Annotated in this window: 18 protein-coding genes; 7 read left to right on the forward strand and 11 right to left on the reverse strand. The window is 73.3% G+C overall.

Annotated elements, in window-relative coordinates:
• Nucleotides 1-234, forward strand: coding sequence for a helix-turn-helix transcriptional regulator (locus ACH47X_RS15680; protein ID WP_397405519.1), 234 nt, complete (start codon nt 1-3; stop codon nt 232-234).
• Nucleotides 235-237: 3 nt separating this feature from the next.
• On the opposite strand, the gene ACH47X_RS15685 is transcribed toward ACH47X_RS15680, so the two are convergent.
• The 10 genes from ACH47X_RS15685 to ACH47X_RS15730 all read right to left on the reverse strand — a co-directional run bounded on the left by ACH47X_RS15685 (nt 238) and on the right by ACH47X_RS15730 (nt 14,081).
• Nucleotides 238-2,841 (reverse strand): DEAD/DEAH box helicase, encoded by a 2,604-nt coding sequence (locus ACH47X_RS15685; protein WP_397405520.1) that lies wholly within the window; start codon nt 2,839-2,841, stop codon nt 238-240.
• Between the two features lie 199 nt (nt 2,842-3,040).
• Complete coding sequence (locus tag ACH47X_RS15690) at nt 3,041-3,589, reverse strand: methylated-DNA--[protein]-cysteine S-methyltransferase (RefSeq protein ID WP_397405521.1); 549 nt, start codon at nt 3,587-3,589, stop codon at nt 3,041-3,043.
• A gap of 52 nt (nt 3,590-3,641) precedes the next feature.
• A complete protein-coding gene (locus tag ACH47X_RS15695) occupies nt 3,642-3,890 on the reverse strand; it encodes a DUF6457 domain-containing protein (protein WP_036958986.1) in 249 nt (82 codons plus the stop codon).
• On the reverse strand, nt 3,887-4,513 hold the full coding sequence (locus ACH47X_RS15700; protein WP_397405522.1) for a molybdenum cofactor guanylyltransferase: 627 nt from the start codon (nt 4,511-4,513) through the stop codon (nt 3,887-3,889). Before ACH47X_RS15700 ends, ACH47X_RS15695 begins: the two co-directional genes overlap by 4 nt.
• Nucleotides 4,510-5,799 (reverse strand): molybdopterin molybdotransferase MoeA, encoded by a 1,290-nt coding sequence (locus ACH47X_RS15705; RefSeq protein WP_397405523.1) that lies wholly within the window; start codon nt 5,797-5,799, stop codon nt 4,510-4,512. Before ACH47X_RS15705 ends, ACH47X_RS15700 begins: the two co-directional genes overlap by 4 nt.
• 89 nt (nt 5,800-5,888) lie before the next feature.
• Entirely contained in the window at nt 5,889-7,109 is a 1,221-nt protein-coding gene (locus ACH47X_RS15710; RefSeq protein ID WP_397405524.1) for a nitrate/nitrite transporter, read from the reverse strand.
• A gap of 1 nt (nt 7,110) precedes the next feature.
• Nucleotides 7,111-7,869 (reverse strand): respiratory nitrate reductase subunit gamma, encoded by a 759-nt coding sequence (gene narI / locus ACH47X_RS15715; RefSeq protein ID WP_397405525.1) that lies wholly within the window; start codon nt 7,867-7,869, stop codon nt 7,111-7,113.
• Nucleotides 7,860-8,591: a nitrate reductase molybdenum cofactor assembly chaperone gene (narJ, locus tag ACH47X_RS15720; RefSeq protein ID WP_397405526.1), complete on the reverse strand. Its 732-nt coding sequence runs from the start codon at nt 8,589-8,591 to the stop codon at nt 7,860-7,862. Before narJ ends, narI begins: the two co-directional genes overlap by 10 nt.
• Complete coding sequence (narH, locus tag ACH47X_RS15725) at nt 8,588-10,243, reverse strand: nitrate reductase subunit beta (RefSeq protein ID WP_397405527.1); 1,656 nt, start codon at nt 10,241-10,243, stop codon at nt 8,588-8,590. Before narH ends, narJ begins: the two co-directional genes overlap by 4 nt.
• Before the next feature lie 52 nt (nt 10,244-10,295).
• On the reverse strand, nt 10,296-14,081 hold the full coding sequence (locus ACH47X_RS15730; RefSeq protein ID WP_397405528.1) for a nitrate reductase subunit alpha: 3,786 nt from the start codon (nt 14,079-14,081) through the stop codon (nt 10,296-10,298).
• A gap of 257 nt (nt 14,082-14,338) precedes the next feature.
• Here ACH47X_RS15730 and ACH47X_RS15735 point away from each other — a divergent pair, with 257 nt between their 5' ends.
• The 3 genes from ACH47X_RS15735 to ACH47X_RS15745 all read left to right on the forward strand — a co-directional run bounded on the left by ACH47X_RS15735 (nt 14,339) and on the right by ACH47X_RS15745 (nt 19,802).
• Nucleotides 14,339-15,667, forward strand: coding sequence for an MFS transporter (locus ACH47X_RS15735; protein WP_397405529.1), 1,329 nt, complete (start codon nt 14,339-14,341; stop codon nt 15,665-15,667).
• Between the two features lie 65 nt (nt 15,668-15,732).
• Nucleotides 15,733-18,087: a molybdopterin oxidoreductase family protein gene (locus ACH47X_RS15740; RefSeq protein WP_397405653.1), complete on the forward strand. Its 2,355-nt coding sequence runs from the start codon at nt 15,733-15,735 to the stop codon at nt 18,085-18,087.
• The gene (locus tag ACH47X_RS15745) at nt 18,084-19,802 is read left to right on the forward strand and encodes an FAD-dependent oxidoreductase (RefSeq protein WP_397405530.1); all 1,719 of its coding nucleotides are present in this window, start codon (nt 18,084-18,086) and stop codon (nt 19,800-19,802) included. The genes ACH47X_RS15740 and ACH47X_RS15745 overlap by 4 nt, the downstream gene beginning before the upstream one ends.
• A 90-nt stretch (nt 19,803-19,892) precedes the next feature.
• Here ACH47X_RS15745 and ACH47X_RS15750 read toward each other — a convergent pair whose 3' ends face one another.
• Nucleotides 19,893-20,591, reverse strand: a complete 699-nt coding sequence (locus tag ACH47X_RS15750) for a class I SAM-dependent methyltransferase (RefSeq protein ID WP_397405531.1) — start codon at nt 20,589-20,591, stop codon at nt 19,893-19,895.
• A 104-nt stretch (nt 20,592-20,695) separates the two neighbouring features.
• Between ACH47X_RS15750 and ACH47X_RS15755 the strand changes: the two genes are divergently transcribed.
• From ACH47X_RS15755 to nirD, 3 genes are all read left to right on the forward strand, one after another.
• Nucleotides 20,696-22,126, forward strand: a complete 1,431-nt coding sequence (locus ACH47X_RS15755; RefSeq protein ID WP_397405532.1) for an ATP-binding protein — start codon at nt 20,696-20,698, stop codon at nt 22,124-22,126.
• Between the two features lie 110 nt (nt 22,127-22,236).
• Nucleotides 22,237-24,852 carry a nitrite reductase large subunit NirB gene (nirB, locus tag ACH47X_RS15760; protein WP_397405533.1) on the forward strand — a complete coding sequence of 872 codons (2,616 nt, stop codon included), beginning with the start codon at nt 22,237-22,239 and terminating at the stop codon, nt 24,850-24,852.
• Nucleotides 24,849-25,274, forward strand: coding sequence for a nitrite reductase small subunit NirD (nirD, locus tag ACH47X_RS15765; protein ID WP_397405534.1), 426 nt, complete (start codon nt 24,849-24,851; stop codon nt 25,272-25,274). Before nirB ends, nirD begins: the two co-directional genes overlap by 4 nt.
• The last annotated feature ends 49 nt before the right edge of the window (nt 25,275-25,323 follow it).

The raw sequence follows: 25,323 nt of genomic DNA on the forward strand, positions 1-25,323 counted from the left end.
GTGGGGGAGCAGCCCGATGTCGTCCACAACCGCATAGCGATGCTGCGGGCCGAACGCGGCATCTCGCGGCGGGAGCTCTCCGACGCGCTCGGAGTGCACTATCAGACAGTGGGCTACCTCGAGCGGGGCGAGTACAGCCCGTCGCTCTACCTGGCGCTGCGTATCGCGGAGTACTTCGGTGTGGCGGTCGAGGTCGTCTTCTCCACCACCCCGTTCAAGCGGCTGGGCGAGTAGCCCTCACGAGCGGGGGTCGTGGGACAGCACAGCGTCCAGCAGTCGCACCGCGGCGTCCTTGTCGAGCGGCGCGTTGTAGTTGCCACACTTCGGCGACTGCACGCACGCCGGGCAGCCGTCGGCGCAGGGGCAGGCGGCGATGGCGTCCCGGGTCGCCCGCAGCCAGGCGGCGCCCAGGTCATAGGCTCGCTCGGCGAAGCCCGCGCCGCCCGGATAGGCGTCGTAGACGAACACCGTGGCCTCGCCGGTGTCGGGGTGCAGCTCGGTCGACACCCCGCCGAGGTCCCAGCGGTCGCACGTCGCCAGCAGCGGCAGCAGCCCGATCGACGCGTGCTCCGCGGCGTGCAGGGCGCCCGGCGTCTGCTCGGGGGAGATGTCCGCAGCGCGCAGCACGAACTCCGGGACGGACCACCAGACAGCGACCGTACCGAGCGTGTGCTCGGGCAGCTCAAGCTGCTCCGTCCCCAGGACCTGCATGTCCGGGACGCGGCGCCGCTGGAAGCTCACCACCTGCGACGTCACCTCCACCGGACCGAGGCCCCAGGTGATCGGCCCCCACTCCCGGGTGACCAGATCGCGGCCGGGGCCGTCGTCCGGGACGCCGTCGCCCTCTTGCGCTCCGGTGGTGTCGGCGTCGTCCCAGCCCTCGATCGCCACCGACATGACCGAACGTGACCACGTCCCGTAGTCGAGCCGTCTGCGCTGCACGACGGCGGTGTGGTCTGCCAGGTCGAGGTGCGCCACCACGTAGGTGGTGCCCTGGTGCGTGTAGACGGCGCCGTCGTGCACCTGGCCGTCGGCCGAGGCGGCGTCGACCGTGCCGAGCATCCGGCCGGTGCCCTGTTCCACCACGCGCACGGGCGTGCCGCCCGCGCCGCGCAGGTCGGTCAGACCGGCGGCGGGCTGGTGGTGGGTCCAGTACCACCCGGAGGTCCGACGCCGGAGCGCGCCCCGCGCGACCAGCACGTCCAGGATGCCGCGCACGTGGGCGGGGTCGCCGAAGTCGGTGAGGTCCTCGGACCGCAGCGGCGCCTCCTGGGCCGCCGCGCACAGGTGCGGTGCCAGGACGTGCGGGTTCGACGGGTCGAACACCGTGGCCTCCAGCGGGGCGTCGAACACCGCCTCGGGGTGGGTCACGAGGTAGGTGTCGAGCGGGTCCTCGCGGGCGACGAACGCGACCAGACCGTCCGAGCCGGCCCGGCCGGCGCGCCCCGCCTGCTGCCACAGCGACATGCGGGTGCCGGGCCAGCCGGCGATGAGCACGGCATCGAGGCCGGAGATGTCCACGCCGAGCTCGAGCGCGTTGGTCGTCGCCAGGCCGAGCAGGTCGCCCGTGCGCAGCGCCTGCTCCAGCTCGCGGCGTTCCTCCGGGAGGTAGCCGCCGCGGTAGGCCGCGATCCGGCGGCCGGCCTCGGGCGCGGAGTGCCGCAGGTGGTCGCGTGCCTGTTGGGCAACCGACTCCGCGCCCCGCCGTGACCGGGTGAATGCGAGGGTGCGAGCACCGGCCTCGGCGAGGTCGGCCAGGAGGTCGGCGACCTCGGCCGTCGCCGACCGGCGGGGATGCTCCGGCGGGGCGGTGGTCGCGACGGGCTCGGCCTCGCCGTCCGCGCCGGGCAGGGCCCAGGGGTCGGGCTGCGTGAGATCGGCACGTCGCATCGAGCTCGGCTCGTCGCTGGACCGATCTCGGTGCAGGCTGCCGATCTCGGCGCCGTTCTCGCCGCCGTCGACCGGCGCCCGCCAGGAGGCGATCTCCGGCGGCTGCCACAGCAGCACCGTGCGGCGTCCGGAGGGGGAGCCGTCCTCGGTGACGGCGGCGACGTCGTCGGGCCGCACGCCGATGAGGCGAGCCGCGCTGACGGCGGGCTCCGCCGTCGTCGCCGAGGCGACGACGAACGTGGGCGAGCCCTCGCCGTACCGCGCCGCGAGGCGCGCGAGCCGGCGGAGCACGAGCGAGACGTGCGCGCCGAAGACGCCGCGGTACGCGTGCCCCTCGTCCACGACGACGTAACGCAGCCCCTTCAGCAGCCTTGACCAGCGACGATGATTGGGCAGCAGTGCGTAGTGCAGGAAGTCGGGGTTGGTGAGCACGACGTCGGCGTGGTCCTGCACCCAGGAGCGTTCCTCGCGGGACGTGTCGCCGTCGCAGGTGGCGACGCGGACGTCGCGCGTGCCGGCTGCGTCCAGCACGCGTTCGAGCGCGCTGAGCTGGTCGGCGGCCAGTGCCTTCGTCGGGCTGAGGTAGATGGTCGTGGGGCGCACGTGCGCCGACGCGATGTTGCCCGGGTCGAGCGTGGCGGCGGCCGCCGCGGTCCGGACCGCCGAGAGCGCGGGCAGCCAGAACGCGAGCGACTTGCCCGAACCCGTCGACGTGGCCAGGGCGGTGTGCCGACCCCGGTGGACGAGGTCGGCGGCCTCGGCCTGGTGCGTCCACGGCCGGTCGACGCCGAGCTTCCGGTACCCCTGGACGACGGTCGCGTCGGCCCACTCGGGCCAGTCCGCGTGCTGCGCGGTGCGCTCCGCGAAGGTGCGCGACGCCGTCAGCCGTTCCGCGCGCGCGCCACCGGCGAGGAGCACGTCGAGGAGGGGGTGGGAGGGGGCGTCTGGCACGCAGGACAGTGTCGCACCACTACCGCAGACGGCAGGTTGGTCAAGGGCGCGACTCGCTCCTTCTTCAAGGTGCCGAGCTCAGCCAAGGGAAAGCGGGTCTCCGTAGTCGTGACCGGTTCGCGTGCCGGCTACACCACCAAAGCCGTGTCCAAGTCGATGACCACGCTCATCCGCTGACCACGCCTGGCGCGGCCCACGCTCACAGGTCGAAGAGCGTGGGCTGCTCCAGGTAGACGCCCTCCGTCTCCAGCATGCGGATCTTGGTGCGGGGGCCGCCGCGGGCCGAGAATCCGCCGACGCGGCGGCCCGCGGCCAGCACCCGGTGGCACGGCACGATCGGCGGGAACGGGTTGCGGCCCATCGCCTGGCCAACAGCCTGCGCGGCGCCGGGCGAGCCCAGCTCGGTCGCGACCTCCCCGTAGGTGCGGGTCTCGCCCGGCGGGATGGCGCGCACGATCTCGTACACCCGGCGGTCGAAGTCGGGCACCGCACTCATGTTCAGGTGGATCTCCGCGAGGTCCCCCTCGCCGTCCTCCAGCAGGTGCTTCAGTCCCTCGACCGCGGCCTCGACCGGGTCGGCCGGGGCCTCGACGGCGCCCGGGTACCAGCCCCGTACGGCGGCGCGGAGCTGGTCGGAGCTGCCGTGCGGCAGCGTCGAGCCGACGATCTCCGCGTCCTCGTTCCAGACGAGCGCGCACTCGCCGATCGCGGTGCTGACCACCGCGAACTCGAGCCTGTTCCGGTCCATACCGCCAACGATAGGCGGCACCACTGACACCGCCCGCCACCTCGCGCGAAGGTCAGTCGGTGGTCCAGCGGGCAGCCAGCTCGGTCGCCTTCTGCGTGGGGTCCGGCTCGGCCACGAGCGCACCGGCCGCGGCCAGCCCGTCCGCATAGCCGACGGCGTAGGTGGTCAGCGGGGCCGCCGGGCGTTCGACGGCGTGGGCGGCGTCCCGGGCGAGGTCCAGGACCTTCTTCATGTCGATGGTGCCGGTCGGGAGGCCGAGCTCCGACTCCAGGTCGGAGATCCACTGCTTGAGGTCTGTCATCTCTCGTCTTTCCGGTATCGGGCCACGTCGGCAGGGGTGTCGATGTCGTCGCTCCAGCCTGCCGGGTCCGGGACCTCGGCGCACCGGAGCGCGCCGACCAGGCGCTTCATCGGCGCACCGTCCGTCTCGACCCTGTCCAGCCCGCCGTCGAGGGCCGCGCGCCGGTACAGCCCGACCAGCCACTGGGCCCGGCCCTCGTGCACGAGGTAGGCGCCGTCCACGGGTTCACGTGAAACGGCCTCCTCCAGGTGCACGATCGCCCGGGCGGCGCCCGGCACGTCGACGGCGAGGAGCAGCACCCACGGTGCGCCCGGGTCCGGCAGCGCCCGCAGCCCGGCCGCGAGTCCCGCCACCGGTCCGCCGAACGGAGGGTTCTCCCTGGTCAGGATGGGTGCGGGTCCCGCGTACCCCGACGCCGGATCGCGCACCGGGAGTGCTTTAGCGAGCTCCGGCGGCCCGACCACCACGACGTGCCGGGCCCGCGCGCTCGCCGCGAGCGCACGGTCGAGGAGCCGGGTCCCGCCCACCACGAGCCCTGCCTTGGACGTCCCGTCCAGCCGCGCCGCCCGGCCGCCCGCGAGCACGACGGCGTCGTACCTGATCCGGGGAACGGTCCTGGTCATCGCAGCATCAGGACCTGGACGACGTCGCCCGCGCGCACCTTCTCGACATCGGGCGGCACCAGGGCGAGGCCGTCCGCCGCGGCGAGCGCGGACAGCGAATGGTGCGATCCGGCGGGCTCGACCGCGCCGTCGACCAGCCGGACGGGCAGGGCCTGGAGCCGGCCCGCCGGACTGGACCACGCCGTGGCCGCGTGGAGGGAAAGGCATGTGCGGCCGAGGAGGTCTTTGCCCGCGCCCCGCAGGCCACGCAGGAGGTCGATCGCCGGCCGCACGAACAGCTCGAACGACGCGTAGGCACCCACCGGGTTGCCGGGCAGTGCCAGCCAGGGGACGCCGCGCCAGCGCGCCAGCGCCTGCGGCTTGCCGGGAGACATCGCGACCGTGGCGACGTCGGCGTCGGTTACGCCGCCCAACGCCGACGCAGCCGCCGCCAGCACCTCCCGCACCACGTCCGCAGCACCGGCCGAGACTCCGCCCGCGGTCACGATCAGGTCGGCGCCCGCGCCGGGCTCGGGCCGGATCGCAGGGTCGCCGACCGGCTGCACAGCCGCGTCGAGCGCCGCCCGCAGCGCCCCGGGATCGTCGGGCACGGGCCCCAGGCGGACGACGTCGGCCCCCGCCGCCCGGGCCGCCGCCGCGAGCATCGGGCCGTTGGAGTCCGTGATCTGCCCCGGCCCGAGCGTCTCGCCGACCGGCACCAGTTCCGCGCCCGTCGAGATCACGGCGACCAGCGGCCGCCGTCGGACCGGAACCCGCACCGTGCCGGACGCCGCCAGGGCGCCCACCGTCGCCGCCGTCACGGCGGTCCCGGCGCGCGCGAGCAGCTCGCCCCGCGCCACGTCCTCGCCCGCCGCCCGGACGTGCGCCCGCGCCCGCCGGGCCAGCCTCACCGAGGACTCGGCCCGCGGCGTGCCCGCGACGAACCGGCCGGTCGAGGTGTGCTCCACCGGGACCACGGCGTCGGCTCCGGACGGGAGAGGGGCGCCGGTCATGATCCGCACGGCCTGCCCCGGTCCGATCCCGGTCCCGTCGGCGGCGCCGGCCGCGACGTCTCCCGTCACCTGCAGCGTCACGGGCGCGCCGTCGGGCGGGAGATCGGCCAGCCGGACGGCGTAACCGTCCATCGCGGCGCTCACGAACGGCGGCACGGAGGCGTGGGCGTGCTGGTCCTCGGCGAGGGTCGCGCCGTCGGCGTCCACCAGGTCGAGCCGGACGGCGGGCAGCGGCGCGACCAGCGCGACGACGCGCTCGACGTGCTCCGTGACGCTCCGCAACCCGGACTCCATGGGACGACGCTATGCGAACAGGGTTCTGTCGGGGTTACCTGTGCCTCACAACCCGGCACCCTTCCCTGTGAGCGTACGGGAACCGGTGCTCAGCCCCGCGCCCCCCGCCGTACCGGTCCCAGCGTGAACAGCAGAGTGGCCAGCCCTGTCGCCGCCAGCAGCGCGAACCCCACGCCGTAGTCGCCGTTGAGCTGGTAGACCGCGCCCATGACCAGGGGCGGCACGAACCCGCCGAGCCCGCCGGCGGCCCCGACGACGCCGGTCACCCCGCCGACCTTGTCCGCGGGCGCGACCTTCGCCACCAGCGCGAACGTGGCGCCCGACGACGCCCCGAGCGCCGCCGCGAGCCCCAGGAACGCGATGGTGCCCACCGGGACGAGCCCTGGTTTGAACGCCACGACAGCCGCCAGCAGCGTCACCGCGGCGAAGCACCAGACCGACACGTTCACCGGCCCGAGCCGGTCCGACAGCATCCCGCCCACCGGGCGCATCACCACGGCCAGCACCACGAACCCGGCGGTGCGGGTGGCGGCGTCGGCGGCCTCGAGGTCGTAGGCGTTGGCGAGGAACGTCGGCAGGTACACGCTGAACGCGACGAATCCGCCGAAGCCCACGGCGTACAGCCAGGACAGCTGCAGGGTCGCCGGCAGCTTGAGGATGGACCAGGTGCGCGCCAGCATGCCGCCGGCGGCGCCCGAGGTGCGGCCCGGAGCGTCGTGCAGCAGGAACCACGAGGCCACCGCGAAGACCGCAAGGATCGCCGCGACCAGCACGAACGGCGCCCAGCGCCCGAACGCGTCGGCGAGCGGCACGGTCGTGAACGACGAGATCGCCGTGCCGCCCATCCCGACGCCGAAGATCCCCAGCGCGGTACCCCGCCGCTCGGGCGCGAACCACGCGTTGACGAACGGCACGCCGATCGCGAAGGTCGTGCCGCCCAGCCCCAGCAGGAACCCGCCCACGATCAGCGCCGCGTACGAGTCGGCGACCAGCCCGACGAACAGCACCGGGATGATCGTCAGCGCGCTGACCAGGGGGAACATCGTCCGCGCGCCGAACCGGTCGGTCAGCGCCCCCACCGGGACGCGCCCCACGGACCCGACCAGCACGGGCACGGCGACGAGCACCGACTGCTGCAGGTCCGTCAGCGCGTACTCGACCCCGTACGCCTTGCCGAGCGGGCTGATCAGCGCCCATGCCCAGAAGTTCACCGCGAAGCCCACGGTGGCCAGCGCCAGCTGCACGCCCGCCGACGACGTCCCGCTCGCCTCGGTCCGCCGGCTCGCCCGGCTGGGTGGTGCCTGCGCCATCTCAGCTCCTCCTGGCAGGTCCGGTGGGCGGCTCCCACCCGGGACGGGGGCGGTGCGAACCGGACCCGCCGGGAGCGGCACGCCCCTCGTCGCGCGAGCGGTACACGACGTACGGCCGGAACAGGTACGGCACCGGGGCGGAGAACGCGTGCACGAGCCGCGTGAACGGCCACAGCGCGAACAGCAGGAACGCGGCCACGATGTGCACCTGGAAGGCGACGGGCACCCCGGCCATCAGCTCGGGCTGCGGCTGGAGGTACCAGAGCGAGCGGAACCAGGGCGAGATGGTCTCCCGGTAGTCGTACCCGTGCTCGGTCACGAGCTGCGTGGTGGCGGTCGCCCAGGCCCCGGACAGCACCGACAGCGCGAGCATCGCGTACATGACCTTGTCCATCACGGTCGTCGCGAGGAACACGGCGCTCGTGGCCCGCCGGCGGTAGATCAGGATGAGCAGCCCGAGCACCAGCACGGCGGACGCCGCCGACCCGGCCAGCGCCGCGACCAGGTGGTAGACGTCCTCCGGGATGCCGACCGCCGCCGTCCACGTAGCCGGGATCACCAGGCCGGCGAGGTGCCCCAGGGTCACCACGAGCAGCCCGATGTGGAACAGCGGCGACCCGATGCGCAGCAGCCGCTTCTCGTACAGCTCGGACGAGCGGGTGGTCCAGCCGAACCGGTCGTACCGGTACCGCCACACCGACCCGACGACCAGCACGGCGAAGGTGACGTACGGCAGCACCACCCAGAGCATCACCTCCATGGCTGTACGCCTCCTTCGCCGTCCGCCCCGAAGCCCGGCAGCCCGGTCAGCCCGACCAGCTCGGCGGGCGGGCCCTCCGCGACGAGCGCCGCCACGCGTTCCAGCGTCCGCGCGTCGACGGGCGGCAGCGTGAGGCAGACCGCTTCCACCGCCGCAACCCACGGTGAGCTCTCGGCGGCCAACGCCTGCCGGAGCACCTCGATGCCGTCGCGGTGGGCGGCCAGGAGCGCGCCGACGATGCGGGCGCCGTCGCCGTCGGCCCGGGCGGAGAGCTCCAGCACGCTGCCGAGGTGGTCGGGCAGCTCACCCCGGGTGACCTCCCAGCCGACAGCGCGGTACGCCTCGGCGAACCGAAGCAGCGCGGCACCGCGGCGGCGGGTGTCGCCGGCCGCGTAGTACGAGAGGTAGAGCGTGCAGCGCCGCTTGAGGTCGAACGTCGCGACGTAGGCGGCCTGGAGCGCCGCGAGGTCGCCGTCGGTCAGGGCCGTGGCCAGGCCGGTCAGGCGCCCGGCCACGGGCTGCGGCAGGTGCCCGACGGCGGCGCGCACCTCGTGCGCGGCCCGCACCGCGTGCTCGTCGGGGTACGCCAGCAGGAGGGAGGCCGCCATGTGGGCCAGCCTCCGGTCGCCGTCGGACAGGGGGACCGGGGCGAGCCGCTCGCCCCCGGAGACCGAGCGGGCGCCACGGCGGAGCACCGGACGCGGCAGGAACGACAGGCTCATGACGCCTTCCCCTCGTCCTCCGGCGGGAAGAGGCCGTCCGGTCGCCCGTTGCCGTCCCAGTTCAGGAGGTTGACCCGGCCGGGCGTGGACGGCCCGTTCGGGGAGTCGGCGGTCTGCCGGGACGACAGCGCGTGGAAGTTCTCCACGGCGACCGGGACCGGCGGGCCCGACGACTCGCCGAGCGGCCCCGCGCCGCCCATGCCCGGACCGCCCTCGTAGTCCAGGGAGCACGCGATCTCCTCGAGGTCGCGGGCCTGCTCGGCGTGCGCCGTCGGGATCACGTACCGGTCGTCGTACTTGGCGATCGCCAGCAGCCGGTACATCTCCTCGACCTGCGGGCCGGTCATGCCGACGGCGCTCGCGGTCGACTCGTTCGGGGTGTTGCCCAGGTTCACGTCGCGCATGTAGGAGCGCATGGCGGCCAGCCGCCGCAGCACCCGCTCGACGGGCCGGGTGTCACCGGCCGTGAACAGGCCCGCGAGGTACTCCAGCGGGATGCGCAGCTTCGAGATGGCCGCGAAGAGCGTACGGGGGTCCTCGCCGTCGTTCCCGGAGCTCGCGACGACGTCGACGACGGGCGAAAGCGGCGGGATGTACCAGACCATGGGCAGCGTCCGGTACTCGGGATGCAGCGGCAGCGCCACCTCGTAGTCGTTGATCAGCTTCCAGATCGGGGACGCCTGGGCGGCCTCGATCCAGTCCTCGGGGATGCCCTCGCGGCGTGCGGCGGCGACCACCTCGGGGTCGTCCGGGTCGAGGAACACCGACCGCTGGGCCGCCAGGAGCTCGTGCTCGTCCTCGACGGACGCGGCCTCGGTGACCCGGTCGGCGTCGTACAGCACGAGGCCGAGGTAGCGCAGGCGGCCCACGCACGTCTCGGAGCAGACGGTGGGCAGGCCCACCTCGATGCGCGGATAGCAGAGCGTGCACTTCTCGGCCTTGCCGGTCTTGTGGTTGAAGTAGACCTTCTTGTACGGGCAGCCGGTGACGCACTGCCGCCAGCCGCGGCAGGCATCCTGGTCCACGAGCACGATGCCGTCCTCGGCCCGCTTGTACATCGCCCCCGACGGGCAGGACGCCACGCACGCCGGGTTGAGGCAGTGCTCGCAGATGCGCGGCAGGTAGAACATGAACGTCTGCTCGAGCTCCTCGGCGACGTGCTCGCTCATGTGCTTCAGCACCGGGTCGTCCTGCATCGTCGCGGTGGACCCGGCGAGGTCGTCGTCCCAGTTGGCCGACCACTCGATCTTCATGTCCTTGCCCGTGAGCAGGGACTTCGGTCGTGCCACCGGGGTGTGCGCGCCCTGCGGCGCGGACAGCAGCATGTCGTACTCGTAGGTCCAGGGCTCGTAGTAGTCCTGGATGGACGGCATCTTGGGGCTGGCGAAGATGGTCGCGAGCTTCTTCAGCCGCCCGCCCGCGCGCAGCTTGAGCCGGCCCCGCCTCGTCCGGACCCAACCCCCGTGCCACTCGTCCTGGTCCTGGTACGTGCGCGGATAGCCCAGCCCGGGGCGGGTCTCCACGTTGTTGAACCAGACGTACTCCATGCCGGACCGGTTGGTCCACGCCTGCTTGCAGGTCACCGAGCACGTGTGGCACCCGATGCACTTGTCGAGGTTCATCACCATCGACATCTGGGCCATGACCTTCATGTGGTCGCGCTCCGCTCCGGACTCGTTCCTCGTCCTGCGTGTCGCCGCTCGGTCATTCGTAGCGCACCTCCTGGCTGCGACGCCGGACCACGGTCACCTCGTCGCGCTGGTTGCCGGTGGGCCCCAGGTAGTTGAAGGCGTAGGAGAGCTGGGCGTACCCGCCGGCCAGGTGGGACGGCTTGAGCAGGATCCGCGTCAGCGAGTTGTGGATGCCGCCGCGCAGCCCTGACGCCTCCGCGATCGGCACGTCCACGGTGCGGTCGGTCGCGTGGTGCATGTAGACGGTGCCCTCCGGCATGCGGTGGCTCACCACGGCCCGCGCCACGACGACGCCGTTGCGGTTCACGGCCTCGACCCACTCGTTGTCCGCGACGCCGATGCGGGCGGCGTCGCCCGGGGACATCCAGATGTTCGGCCCGCCGCGCGAGAGCGACAGCATGAACAGGTTGTCCTGGTACTCGGAGTGGATGGACCACTTCGAGTGCGGCGTGAGGTAGCGGACGACGACCTCGGCGCCGGTCTCGGCACGTTCGGCCAGCGACGGGGAGTCCGGGAAGAGCCGGTGCATGTCCAGCGGCGGGCGGAACACCGGGAGCTGCTCGCCGAGCTCCACGAGCCAGTCGTGGTCCAGGTAGAAGTGCTGCCGCCCGGTCAGCGTGTGCCAGGGCTTGAGCCGCTCGACGTTGACCACGAACGCGCTGTACCGGCGTCCGCCGTGCTCGCTGCCGGACCACTCGGGCGAGGTGATCACCGGGGTGGGCCGGGCCTGGACGTCGGCGAACGTGATGCGCCGGCCCTCGTCCTCGCGCGCCAGGTCGGCCAGCGGTCGCCCGGTGCGGCGCTCCACGCGTTCGAACCCCTGGACCGCGAGGCGGCCGTTGGTGGTGCCGCTGAGCGCCAGGATCGCCTCGCACGCGTGCGTGTCGCGGTCCAGCCGCGGCCGTCCGGCCACGGGACCGTCGGGGACCAGCCCGTTGACCTCGCCGAGGCGGCGCACCTCGGCGTCGGGGGAGAACGGCACGCCCTTGGTGGCCATGCCGACGCCGTCGGTCAGCGGGCCGAGCGCGGCCATCCGGGCGGCGAACGCCGGGTAGTCCCGCTCGACCTCCACGATCTTGGGCATGTTCACGCCCGGCACCAGGTGCCGCTCGCGGAACGGCACGTCGGCGTCGGTCAGCGTGCCGTGGGGCACGGCCATCTCGTCGGGGGTGTCGTGCGCGAGGGGCGAGGCGACGACGTCGTGCCGCACGCCCAGGTGGTCGATCGCCATCGCGGAGATCTTCCGCGCGATCGCGTGGAACGCGGCGAAGTCGGTCTTGGTCTGCCAGGGCGGGTCGATGGCCGGGCTGAACGCGTGCACGAACGGGTGCATGTCCGTGGAGGACAGGTCGTGCTTCTCGTACCAGGTCGCGGCGGGCAGCACGACGTCGGAGAACAGCGTGGTGCTCGTCATCCGGAAGTCCATCGTGACCAGCAGGTCGAGCTTGCCGCGCGGGGCCTCGTCGCGCCAGGCCATGCTGCTCGGACGCCGCTCCGGTGCGGACTCCTCGGCGAACACCGCGGAGTCGGTGCCCAGCAGGTGCTTGAGGAAGTACTCGTTGCCCTTGCCGCTCGACCCCAGGATGTTGGCCCGCCACACGGTCAGCACGCGCGGGAAGTTGGCCGGGTCGTCCGGGTCCTCGACGGCGAACCGCAGCCGGCCCGCCTTCAGCTCGTCGACCACGTGCTCGGCGGGCGGCCTGCCCGCCGCCCGGGCCTCGTCGGCGAGGTCCAGCGGGTTGCGGTCGAACGTCGGGTAGCTCGGCATCCAGCCGCGCTGCGCCGACTCCACCAGGGTGTCCGCGGTGGTGCGGCCCGCGAACCGGCCGGGCGCCAGCGGCGAGGCCAGCGTGTCGGCGGGCAGACCGTCGTACCGCCACTGGTCGGTCGCCAGGTACCAGAAGGCCGTGCCGATCATCTGTCGCGGCGGCCGCACCCAGTCGAGCCCGCCCGCGTACTGCGCCCAGCCCGTCACGGGGCGGCACTTCTCCTGGCCCACGTAGTGCGCCCAGCCGCCGCCGTTCACGCCCTGGCAGCCGGTCATCGTGGTCAGCGCCAGGAACGCGCGGTAGATCGTGTCCGAGTGGAACCAGTGGTTCGTACCGGCGCCCATGATGATCATCGACCGGCCGTCGGAGTCGACGGCGTTCTGCGCGAACTCCCGCCCGATCCGCGCCGCGGCGGCCGCGGGGACGCCCGTGATCTCCTCCTGCCACGCAGGGGTGCCGGGCGCGGGGTCGTCGTAGCCCGCGGGCCAGTCGCCCGGCAGCCCGGGCCGGCCCACGCCGTACTGGGCGAGCATCAGGTCGAACACCGTGGTCACCAGGTGTCCGCCGACGCGCCGCACCGGCACGCCGCGCACGACGACGCCCTTGCCACCGGTGTGGGCGTCGTCGTCGGGCCCGGGGACCACGTCGAAGCGGGGGAGGGCGACGGCGACGGACTCGACCGGTCCTTCGCCGGCCGAGCCTGTCGAGACCCCCTGCAGATCAGCGAGGCTCAACGCCGGGTCCACGTCGCCCAGGTCCAGGTTCCAGCGGCCCTCGTCGGCGTCGCCGTAGCGGTGGCCCAGCGTGCCGTTCGGCACCACGGGCGAGCCGTCGGCGTCGAGGAGCACGGGCTTGAAGTGCGAGTTGGCCTCGGTGGCCACGCCGGGCAGGAGGTCGTCGGACAGGTCGGCCGCCGTCAGGAACTTGCCCGGGACGTACGCCTCCTCGCCGTCGTCCGCCGCGTGCTGCCCCGCACCGGACGACGGCACGGGGTCCAGCCGCACCAGGAACGGCGAGTCGCTGTACTGCTTGAGGTAGGCCGCGAACCGCTCGGTGCGCCGGTCCACGAGGTACTCGCGCAGGATCACGTGGCCCATCGCCAGGGCGAGCGCGCCGTCCGTGCCGGGGTGCGGGGCGAGCCACGCGTCGGCGAACTTCGTGTTGTCCGCGTAGTCGGGGGAGACCACCACGACCTTCTGGCCGCGGTACCGGGCCTCGGTCATGAAGTGCGCGTCCGGCGTGCGTGTCACGGGGATGTTCGAGCCCCACATGATCAGGTAGGCGGCGTTCCACCAGTCCGCCGACTCCGGCACGTCCGTCTGGTCGCCGAACACCTGCGGGGACGCCACGGGCAGGTCGGCGTACCAGTCGTAGAAGCTGAGCATGGTGCCGCCGAGCATCTGCACGAACCTGGCCCCGACCCCGTGGGAGACCATCGACATCGCGGGGATCGGCGAGAACCCGGCGACGCGGTCCGGCCCGTGCTCCCTGATCGTGTGCACGTGGGCCGCCGCGACGATCTCCGCCGCCTCCTCCCACGTGGCCCGGACCAGGCCGCCCTTGCCACGCGCCCGCTTGTACGCGCTCGCGACGGCGGGATCACCCGTGACCTCGGCCCACGCGTGCACCGGGTCCCCGGTACGGGCCTTCGCGGCCCGGTACGCCTCCAGCAGCACGCCCCGCACGTACGGGTAGCGCACCCGGGTGGGCGAGTACGTGTACCAGCTGAACGCGGCCCCGCGCGGGCAGCCGCGCGGCTCGTACTCGGGGGAGTCCGGGCCCACCGACGGGTAGTCCGTCTGCTGGGTCTCCCACGTGATGATGCCGTCCTTGACGTACACCTTCCACGAGCAGGACCCCGTGCAGTTCACACCGTGCGTGGAGCGGACCACCTTGTCGTGCGACCACCGGTCCCGGTAGAACGAGTCGCCGCCCCGACCCCCTTCCAGGTACAGCCGGCGCAGGTCCTCGGACACCTCCCCTCGGCGGAGGTGCCGTCCCAGCCTGACGAGTGCGTCCTCGGTGGCCATCTTTTTCAGTTTCACCTGGGCTTTGAGAATGCGCGACCTGATCTGCGGCACAGATGCTGCGGGCAACCCCTCACACCGCCCGCCGGCCCTCTGTGCGTTCTTCCTTACGGTCGATTAACTGCTCTTTGTCGGGCGATGAAACACCGTCTCCCTAGGTTCCTGGATGTCGGTCCGACGTCGGGCCGGCCCCGGACGGGCACCTGTCGGTCCGGGCGCGCCCGGCGTCGTCGGGCATACGCCCATGCAGGGAGGACGACGTGTCCACTCCGACCACACGCGACCAGGCACCCACACCCAGCGAGCCCGCCGTCCGGCGCCGCACCGGACGCTGGATCGAGCACTGGGACCCCGAGGACAAGACCCTCTGGGAGGACGGCGGACGCCGCACCGCCCGGCGCAACCTCGTCCTGTCGATCTTCGCGGAGTTCCTCGGCTTCGGCGTCTGGGCCATCTGGTCGATCGTCGTGCCGCAGCTCCCCGCCGCGGGCTTCGACCTCACCGTCGACCAGATGTTCTGGCTCATCTCCGTGCCGAGCCTCGTCGGCGCCACGCTGCGCATCCCCTACACGTTCGCCGTCCCCGTGTTCGGCGGCCGCAACTGGACCATCGTCTCCGCGCTGCTCCTGCTGCTGCCGACCGGCGCGCTCGTCCTCACCGTCGGCGACCCCACCACGCCGTTCCCCGTGCTGCTCGCCGCCGCGGCGCTCGCGGGCCTGGGCGGCGGCAACTTCGCGTCGTCGATGGCGAACATCTCGTTCTTCTTCCCCGAGAAGGAGAAGGGCGCGGCCCTGGGCTGGAACGCCGCAGGCGGCAACATCGGCACGGCGGCCGTGCAGCTCGCGGTACCGCTGGTGATCGTTACCGGGGCGGGCGTGGCGCTCGACCGGGCCGGGCTGATCTTCATCCCGTTCATCCTGCTGGCCGCGTTCCTCGCCTGGCGCTACATGGACAACCTGTCCACGGCCAAGGCGGACCCGCGCTCGTTCGGCGTGGCGGTGCACCACAAGCACACCTGGGTCATCAGCTTCATCTACATCGGCACGTTCGGGTCGTTCATCGGTTACGCGGGCGCCTTCCCGACGCTCCTGGCGGCGCAGTTCCCCCAGGTCGCGATCCCGCTCGCCTTCGTCGGCGCGCTCGTGGGGTCCATCGCCCGGCCGCTCGGCGGCATCCTGGCCGACCGCGTGGGCGGCGCCCGGGTGACCATCGGCTCGTTCGGCGTGATGGCGCTCGGCGCGGTGGGCGCGATCACCGCCCTCGGGTCCGGGAGCTTCGCGCTGTTCTTCGGCTCGTTCCTCGGCCTGTTCGTCGCGACGGGCGTGGGCAACGGCTCCGTCTACCGCATGATCCCGGCTGTCTTCCGGGCGAGCGGCGGGACGGCGAAGGCCGCCGCCGGGTGCATCGGCATCGCCGGCGCCATCGGGGCGTTCGGCGGGTTCCTCATCCCACGCGGGTTCGCCCTGTCCACCACGTTGGCCGGGTCGATCGTGCCGGCGCTGTGGCTGTTCATCGGCGTCTACGCGGTGATGGCCCTGGTCTGCTGGCTGGTCTACGGCCGTGGCGCCATGGCCGAGGCGCGGGTCTGACCGTGGTCACCACCCTCGGGGTCCCCGTCGACTCGCACTGCCCCTACTGCGCGCTGCAGTGCGGGATGTCGCTGACGCCACGTACGGCGTCGGCGGCGTCCGGCACGCCGGTGCCGAGCCAGGCGTCGGCCGATGCCCCCGAGGTGCAACCGCGCGACTTCCCGACCAACCGGGGCGGGCTGTGCCAGAAGGGGTGGACGTCGGCGGCGGTGCTCGGGGCGGCCGACCGGATCACCACGCCGCTGGTCCGGCGCTCCCTGCTGACGGGTGCGGGCCAGCCGGCCGACCCGGCCGCCGACGGCCGGCGCGCCGACCCGCTGGTCCCCGTCTCCTGGGAGACGGCGCTCGACCTCGTGGCGTCCCGGCTCGCCACGCTGGCCGCCGAGTCCGGGCCGGAGACCGTGGCCGTCTTCGGCGGTGGCGGCCTGACCAACGAGAAGGCGTACGCGCTCGGCAAGTTCGCCCGCACGGTGCTGCGCACGCCCAACATCGACTACAACGGCCGGTTCTGCATGGCGTCGGCGGCGGCCGGGATGAACCGGTCGTTCGGCGTCGACCGTGGCCTGCCGTTCCCGCTGGCCGACCTGGGCGGCGCCCAGGCCGTGCTGCTCCTGGGCTCGAACGTGGCCGAGACCATGCCGCCCGCCGTCCAGCACCTCGCCGGGGCGCGGGCGGCGGGCGGCCTCGTCGTCGTGGACCCGCGGCGGTCCGCGACGGCTCGGCTCGCGGAGGACCCGGCCCCGGCGGGCGGGCCGGGCACCGCCGAGGGCGTGCACCTCGCCCCCGTGCCCGGCACGGACCTGGCGGTGCTACTCGGCCTGCTGCACGTGGTGCTCGCCGAGGGCCTGGCCGACCAGGAGTACCTGGAGGCCCGCACCACCGGGTTCGACGACGTCGCGCGCTCGGTCGCCGGCTGGTGGCCCGAGCGCGTCGAGTCGGTCGCGGGAGTGCCCGCCGCCGACCTGCGGCGCGTGGCCCGGCTGCTCGCGGCCGCCGCGCCCGTGCACGGCGGCACCGGTGCGTACGTGCTGACCGGGCGCGGCGTCGAGCAGTCCACGCAGGGCACGGCGACCGTCACGGCGGCGATCAACCTGGCGCTGGCGCTCGGGCTGCCCGGCCGGGTCGGTTCGGGGTACGGCGCGATCACCGGGCAGGGCAACGGGCAGGGCGGCCGCGAGCACGGGCAGAAGGCCGACCAGCTCCCGGGCTACCGCAAGATCGACGACCCGGCCGCGCGCGAGCACGTGGCCGCCGTCTGGGGCGTGGACCCCGAGACCCTGCCCGGCCCCGGCCTGCCCGCGGTGCAGCTCCTGAGGTCGCTGGGCGCGGTGGGCCCCGACGGCGCCCGGGCGCCCGGGCGCCCCCGCGCCCTGTTGGTGCACGGCTCGAACCTCGTGGTCAGCGCCCCGAACGCCGGCGGCGTGATCGACCGGCTGCGCAGCCTCGACCTCCTGGTGGTCTGCGACTTCGTGCCGAGCGAGACGGCGCTGCTGGCCGACGTCGTGCTCCCCGTGACCCAGTGGGCCGAGGAGGAGGGCACGATGACGTCGCTCGAGGGGCGCGTGATCCGCCGTCGGGCCGCGGTACGGGCGCCGGGCGAGGCGCGCTCCGAGCTGTGGATCCTCGCGGAGCTCGCGCGCCGGCTCGGCGCGCCGGAGACGCTGGCCTTCCCGACCGACCCCGCCGTCGTGTTCGACGAGCTCGCCCGCGCCTCGGCGGGCGGCCCCGCCGACTACTCCGGGCTGTCCCACGCCCGGCTCGACGCCGACGAGGCGGCTGGCGGCCCCGGCCTGTTCTGGCCCGTCCCGGCGGTGTCGGACCCACAGCTCCCGGGGGTGACCCGTGGGTCCGGCACGACGCCGCATCCCGGGACGCCGCGGCTGTTCCTCGACCGGTTCGCGACGCCCGACGGGCGGGCGCGCATGGTGCCCGTGGACCACGTGGGCCCGAGCGACGACGTGCGGCCCGCCGCGCCGTTCTACCTGGTCACCGGCCGGGTTCTGCAGCACTACCAGTCGGGTGCGCAGACCCACCGCGTGGCCGAGCTGGAGAAGCTCGTGGCCGAGCCGTACGTGGAGCTGCACCCGGTGCTCGGCTTCCGCATCGGCGTGCCCGACGGTGCGCGCGTGCGGCTGACCAGCGCACGCGGCCGAGTCGAGGCGACGGCGCGCTGGACCGACGCCGTGCGCCCTGACACGGTCTTCATGCCGTTCCACTGGAGCGGCGCCGGGTCGGTCAACCAGGTGACGACGGATGCGACCGACCCGATCTCCGGGATGCCGGAGTTCAAGGTCTGCGCGGTGGACGTCTCGATGGCCCCTGCGGAGGCCGAGCCCGTCGAGACCCGGGCGACGCCTGCCGCGCCTGGTCCCGACAAGCTCGACCAGCGGGGTCCCGTACAGAAGGAGCTCTCGACATGAACCTGCGTGTCCCTGTGAAGGTGGTCGTGGTGGGGTTCGGGATGGTCGGCTCGCGGCTCGTCGACGAGCTGCTGCGCCGGGAGCCCGAGGCCTTCGACATCACGGTGCTCGGCAGCGAGCCCTACGAGCCGTACAACCGGGTGCTGCTGAGCGACGTCGTGGCCGGCCGCACCGACGTCGCGGCCATCACGATGCCCCTGCCCGACGGCGCCCGTGTCACCGTGCGCCGGGGCGTCACCGCGACGTCGATCGACCGCGCGTCCCGGGTGGTGCACGCAGACGACGGCACCCTGCACCCGTACGACCACGTGGTGCTGGCGACCGGCGCGGCCGCCCGCATCCCGCCGATCCCCGGCCTGCGCACGCCCGACGGCGGCCTGCCTGCCGGAGTGCACGCGCTGCGCACCCTCGACGACGCCCGCGAGATCGTGGCCGCGACCGTCAACTCCCCGCGCGCCGTGGTGGTGGGCGGCGGCGTGCTGGGCCTGGAGGCCGCCGTCGGGCTCGCGGGCCGCGGACTGAACGTGACGCTCGTGCACCACGGCCAGGGCCTCATGGAGCGCCAGCTCGACGGTGAGGCCGCCGACGTGGTCCGGGCCGGGCTGGAGGGGCTCGGCGTGACCGTGCGGCAGAACAGCCTGTCCAGCGAGGTGCTCGTGGCGGGCGGCCATGCCGTGGGCATCCGGGTCCGGGAGAACGCGCAGGTCGTCTCCGCGGTGCCGGCCGGCGGCGGGCCGACGGGCGGCGGGCCGGGATCCGCTGGTGCGCCCCCGCGCGACGAGGTGGTCGCCGCCCGTCTGGTCGTGTTCTCCGTCGGCACCATCCCGGAGACCGGGCTCGCCGCGGCGGCCGGGCTGACCACTGACCGCGGCGTCGTGGTCGGGTACGACCTGGCCAGCCCCGACGACCCGCGGGTGTACGCGGTCGGCGACTGCGCGCAGCCGCCGAGCGGGTCCCAGGGGCTCGTCGCCGAGGGCTGGGACCAGGCGCGACGGCTCGCGGAGCACCTGGTCTCGCTGGTCGAGCCGGTCATGCCGGTCGCCGCGGCCGCGGCGACCTCGCCGGGCGAGCCGGTCGAGGCCCGGCCGCTCGCGCACCTGCGCCTGCCGGGCGACGGCGCCCAGCCCAGCATGGCCGTGCGGCTGGGCGCCCTGCTGACCAGCGGCGCGACGACGAGCCGCGCCCAGACCGACCGCGGCATCGATACCCGCGGGACCGACGTCGTCAAGGTCAAGGCGGGCACGCTCAGCATCACCACGATGGGGGTCTGCGGCCCGGCACGCCCGGACGAGCCCACGCAGCGGGCGGTCCGCCTGGCCGACCCGAGGGCGGGCCGGTACATCGAGGTCGTGGTGTCCGACGGCATCCTCGTGGGCGCCACCTGCGTGGGTGACCCGCGCGTGGCCGCCGATCTCACCGCCGCCTACACGCGCCGCACGCCCGCGCCGCTGGACCCCGCGTTCCTGCTGCTCACGCCGGTCATGGCCGCGGCGTCGCCGGCGTCGTCCCCGGAGCACATGCCCGAGGACGCCGTGGTGTGCCGCTGCAACGGCGTGACCAAGGGCGACATCGCGGGCGCGTGCCCGCCGGGTGCGCACTCGGTCGAGGAGGTGGTCCGCGAGACCCGCGCCACGACGGGCTGCGGCTCGTGCAAGGACGCGGTGTGCGGCCTGGTGGACTGGCTCCGCACGGAGTCGGTCCCGGAACCGGCGTAGCCGGGCGCCGCGCAGACGCGCTCTTCTACCCAGCCATTGGGCCCGAAAACAGGCCAGTTCCGGGCCCAATGGCTGGGTAGAGGCGCACCTTCATGCCGGCGGGCGGGACCACTCCAGCGTGTAGCGGAAGAACAGCCTGCGGCGGGGGCGCGCTCCAGGGAGCACCTCGCGGGCGACCCGGGAGATCTCCGCGAACGAGTCGGCGGGGTCGCGCACCGGCATCACGGGTTCGCTGCTCGCTCGGCTGCCGCTGTCGTCCACAGGCTTCCGGACCGGCTGTGGATGCTTGATCAGCCCCACCAGCGGGTTCAGCAGCGACGACGGGAGGTCCCAGGCCAGGTCGGCCAGGGTGTCGGCCCGGGCGAGCCCGACGACGAGCAGGCGGCCACCAGGCGCGAGCAGCCCGGCCGCGTGCCGGAGCGCGGCCTCAAGCTGCAGGTGGTGCAGCACCGCGACCATCGTGACGGCGTCGAACGTGCCGTCGACCTCCTCGAACCGGGCCCGGCGCACGGTCACCGCGGGATCGCCGGCGAACCGCTCGGCGGCGACGGCGGCCATGGCGGCGTCGGCATCCACGCCCATCACCTCGTCGAACCGCCCGCGCAGCCGGCCCAGCAGGAGTCCCTTGCCGCAGCCGACGTCGAGCGCCCGTCGCCGTCGGGCCGGGAGCCGGCGCAGGATCCAGCCGTGGAAGTGGTCGTTGTGGCTCCACGGGTGCCGGTCGTTGAGCCGGCGGAGCACGCGGCCACCGGCACGGACCAGCGGGTTGGGCACGGTCCGGAGGTCCATGCGGCCTGAGACTAGCGGTGTGAGAGTCCGGCTGGCGTGGCCAGCCACCCCATGTGAGTATCTTCGATGATACTATCATTCACGATACAAACATTGGAGTTCCGGTGCCTGGCTACGTGGAGCGGAAGCGGCAGACCGCAGAGCTGCAGTCCCTGCTCGACCAGGTCACGAGCGGTTCCGACCGGCCTGGCCGAGCCGTCCTGGTCCGCGGTCGGCGCCGGGTCGGCAAGTCACGCCTGGTGGAGGAATTCGTCCACCGAGCGGGTATCCCGAGCGTGTACTTCACGGCGGCGGGCCGCTCCGTGCGTGATGACCTGGCGGCCTTCGCCCAGGACGTCGCCACGTCGACGTTACCCGGGGCGGACCTGTTCGCCGGTGACCCGCCGTCGAGCTGGGACAACGCCTTCCGGCTGCTCGCCGCGGCGCTGCCGGCGGACGGCCCGGCCATCGTCGTGCTCGACGAGCTGCCGTACGTGACTGCCGCCGACGAGGGCTTCGAGGGCGTCCTCCAGAAGCATTTCGACCGTGAGCTCAGCCGACGGCCGGTGCTGCTCGTCGGTATCGGCTCGGACCTGGCGATGATGGAGGCGCTCAACGACTACGACCGCCCGTTCCACCAGCGAGCCACCGAGATGGTCGTGCCCCCGCTCTCGCCTGCCGAGGTCGGGCGAATGCTCTCCCTCCCACCAGGTGACGCCTTCGACGCGTACCTGGTGAGCGGCGGGCTCCCGTTGATCTGCCGGGACTGGGGCAGAGGGCAGGACCTCTGGGCGTATCTCAAGGAGGCGCTCAGCCACGCGACGTCGTCGCTCCTGGTCAGCGCCGAGAGGTCGCTCGCTGCCGAGTTCCCGGGTGACCTGCAGGCTCGCCGGGTGCTCGAGGCGATAGGTCAGGGACAGCGGCGGTTCACCGACATCGGCTCGAAGGCCGGTGACCTCAGGTCGACGTCGCTCACGAGGTCCCTCGACGTACTGAAGGCGAAGCGCATCGTGACGGCCGAGCGCCCGCTGTCGCTCAAGGCTTCTGCCGACACGAGGTATCGGATCGACGACCCGTACCTTCTCTTCTGGCTCCGCTTCCTGGGTCCGCACCTCGCCGAGATCGAACGCGGCAGAGGCGACCGGGTGTTCCGGCAGGTTCGCGACGAGTGGGCCCGGTGGCGAGGACGAGCGATCGAGCCGGTGGTCCGGGAGTCGGTCGCGCGAATGCCCCATGCCGAGCTGGGTGTGCCCGGGGACGTCTCGATGGCGGTCGGAGGGTTCTGGAACCGCACCAACAGCGTCGAGGTCGACCTCGTCCTGGCGGACCGGGGACCGGTCGCGAACAGGCTCTACGGGGTGGGTTCGATCAAGTGGACCACCAAGCCGTTCGGTGCCCGAGAGCTCACGGAGCTGATCACGCACCGGAGCCAGGTTCCCGGTGCGTTCGACGGCACGGGTCTCGTCGTCGTCAGCCGGAACGGGGCCGAGGACGGAGTCGGTGCGTCCGGGGCGGTCGTCCTTGGTCCTGACGAGCTGCTGGCGCAGTGGGACTGATTGGTCCTCTCGCTGACTCACCGCGCCGCCCGCGCCCCTGTGAGGAAGATGTTCGGCTCGGGTAACCGCGGACGCACCGGCGCGAAAAACCCGCGACCTACGGTCAAGACATGGTCAATTCCGGCAATCCTCAGCACCTTGTGGTGATCGGCGGTGGCATGGTCGCGCAGCGGCTCGTCGAGGCGCTGCGCGCCCGGGACGACGCCGGCCGCTACCGCGTGACCGTGTTCGCGGAAGAGCCCCGCGCCCCCTACGACCGCGTGGGCCTGACCCGCTGGTTCGAGGAGGGTCCCGAGGGCATCGCCCTGGGCGACCCGTCCCTCTGGGCCGATCCGCTCGTCACCCTGCACACCGACCGCAAGATCGAGTCGTTCGACCGCGCGGCGAAGACCGTCACGGACCGCCTCGGCAAGGTGCACGCCTACGACGAGCTCGTGCTCGCCACCGGCTCCAGCGCCGCCATGCCGCCCATCCCCGGGAACGACCTCCCGGGCGTCTTCGTCTACCGCACCATCGACGACGTCGCGGCGCTGCGCGGCTGGGTCGAGGAGAAGCGCCGGAGCTATCCCGAGGGCAAGCCGGTGCGCGGCGCCGTCATCGGCGGCGGCCTGCTCGGCCTGGAGGCCGCCGGGGCCCTGACCGCGCTCGACGCGCAGGCCACCGTCATCGAGTTCGGCACCCACCTGATGGGTGTGCAGGTCGACCTCGGCGGTGGCCAGGCGCTGAAGCGCCTGATCAACGGCAAGGGCATCGGCGTCCGCGCCGAGACCGCGACCAGCCAGATGAAGCCGCACCGCCGCACCGGCCACGTGGGCCGGCTCGACTTCGCGGACGGCGGGCGGCTCGACGTCGACGTCGTCGTGGTCGCCACGGGCGTGCGCCCCCGCGACGAGCTCGGCCGTGCGGCCGGGCTGCCGGTCGGGGAGCGCGGCGGCGTCGTCGTCGACCTGACCTGCCGCACCGAGGACCCGCACGTCTGGGCCGTGGGCGAGGTGGCCTGCATCGAGGGCCGCTGCCTCGGCCTGGTCGCGCCCGGCAACACGATGGCCGAGGTGGTCGTGGACCGGCTGCTCGGCGGCCTCGCCGAGTTCCCCGGCGCTGACACCGCGACCAAGCTCAAGCTCTCCGGCGTCGACGTCGCCTCGTTCGGCGACGCGCACGCCCGCACCGAGGACGCCGTCGAGGTGGTCTGGGCCGACCCGGTGGCCGGTGTCTACAAGAAGCTCGTCCTGTCCGACGACGCGCGCACCCTGCTGGGCGGCGTCTTCGTGGGCGACGCCGGACCGTACGCCAGCCTGCGGCCCATGCTCGGCGCGGAGCTGCCCGGCGACGACCCGAGCGCGTTCCTCCTGCCCGAGGGCGGTGGCGGGGCCCCGGGTCTGGAGCTGCCCGACGACGCCAACGTGTGCTCCTGCAACAACGTCTCCGCGGGGACCATCCGCGGAGCCGTCACCGAGCACCAGTGCACCGACGTCCCGGGTGTGAAGGCCTGCACGCGGGCCGGCACCACCTGCGGCGCCTGCCTGCCGCTGGTCAAGAAGCTCGTCGACACCGAGCTGGAGCGCGCGGGCATCGAGGTCAGCACCGCCCTGTGCGAGCACTTCGAGATGTCCCGCGCCCAGCTGTTCGACGCCGTCCGGGTCGCCGACCTGCACTCGTTCAGCGACATCGTGGCCCGGTTCGGGGTCTCGACAAGCGCGACCACCGGGGTCGGCAACCGCGGCTGCGACATCTGCAAGCCCGTGGTCGCGTCGATCCTGGCGAGCCTCGGCAACGGGCACATCCTCGCGGGCGAGCAGTCCACGCTGCAGGACACCAACGACCACATGCTCGCCAACCTGCAGAAGGACGGCACCTACTCGGTGGTGCCCCGGATGCCCGGCGGCGAGGTCACGCCGGAGGGCCTGATCGTCGTCGGCCAGGTGGCCAAGGACTTCGGGCTCTACACGAAGATCACGGGCGGCCAGCGCATCGACATGTTCGGGGCCCGGGTGGACCAGCTCCCGGACATCTGGCGCCGCCTGGTCGACGCCGGCTTCGAGTCCGGGCACGCCTACGGCAAGTCGCTGCGCACCGTGAAGTCGTGCGTCGGCTCCACCTGGTGCCGGTACGGCGTGCAGGACTCCGTGGGCATGGCCGTCGAGCTGGAGCTGCGCTACCGCGGCCTGCGCTCGCCGCACAAGCTCAAGATGGGTGTCTCGGGCTGCGCCCGCGAGTGCGCGGAGGCGCGCGGCAAGGACGTGGGCGTCATCGCCACGGACAAGGGCTGGAACGTGTACGTCGGCGGCAACGGCGGCCAGACACCGCGGCACGCGAAGCTGCTCGCCGAGGACCTGACGTCCGAGGAGCTCCTGCGGACGATCGACCGGTTTCTCATGTACTACGTGCGTACCGCCGACCGGCTGCAGCGCACCGCGCCCTGGATCGAGGAGGTCGACGGCGGCCTGGAGGGCGTGCGCGAGGTGATCATGGAGGACTCGCTCGGCATCTGCGCCGACCTGGACGCCGCCATGGCCCGCCACGTCGAGAACTACGAGGACGAGTGGAAGGCCGTGCTGGAGGACCCGGAGAAGCTGCGCCGGTTCTCCTCCTTCGTCAACGCCCCCAAGGACGCCGACCCGTCGCTGGCCTACGTGACCGAGCGGGGCCAGCGCCGTCCGGCGACGTCGGCCGAGCGCGCGTCCGGCGTCGTCATCGCAGGTCCCAAGCTGGAGGTACGAGCATGACCGTCGACGACGTGGCGGCCCCCCGGGCCGCCGGGGCAGCCCCGGGCGTGGTCCGCTGGGAGCGGGCCTGCCTGCTCACCGACCTGTTCCCGGAGCGCGGTGCGGCCGCGCTCTTCGGGGACGTCCAGGTGGCCCTCTTCCGCCTGCCCGACGACGCCGCCTACGGCGGCCACGCCGGCCGGGTCTACGCGGTGCAGAACCTGGACCCGTTCTCGGCGGCGAACGTGATCTCGCGCGGGATCGTCGGTACCCGGGCCGGTGAGCCCACGGTTGCCGCTCCGGTCTACAAGCAGGTGTTCTCCCTGGTCACCGGCACGTGTCTGGTGGTGGCGGACAAGACCCCGAAGGACGACCTGCCCGCCGACCTGGTGACCTACCCGGTCGAGGTCCGCGAGGGCGTGATCTACGTGGGCCTGACGTGAACGTGTCAGACGCACAGGTCACCGGAGGTGGCCGGGGGTCTGACACGAC

Origin of the sequence: Promicromonospora kroppenstedtii (assembly GCF_044389675.1) — a bacterium.
GTDB lineage: Bacteria > Actinomycetota > Actinomycetes > Actinomycetales > Cellulomonadaceae > Promicromonospora > Promicromonospora kroppenstedtii.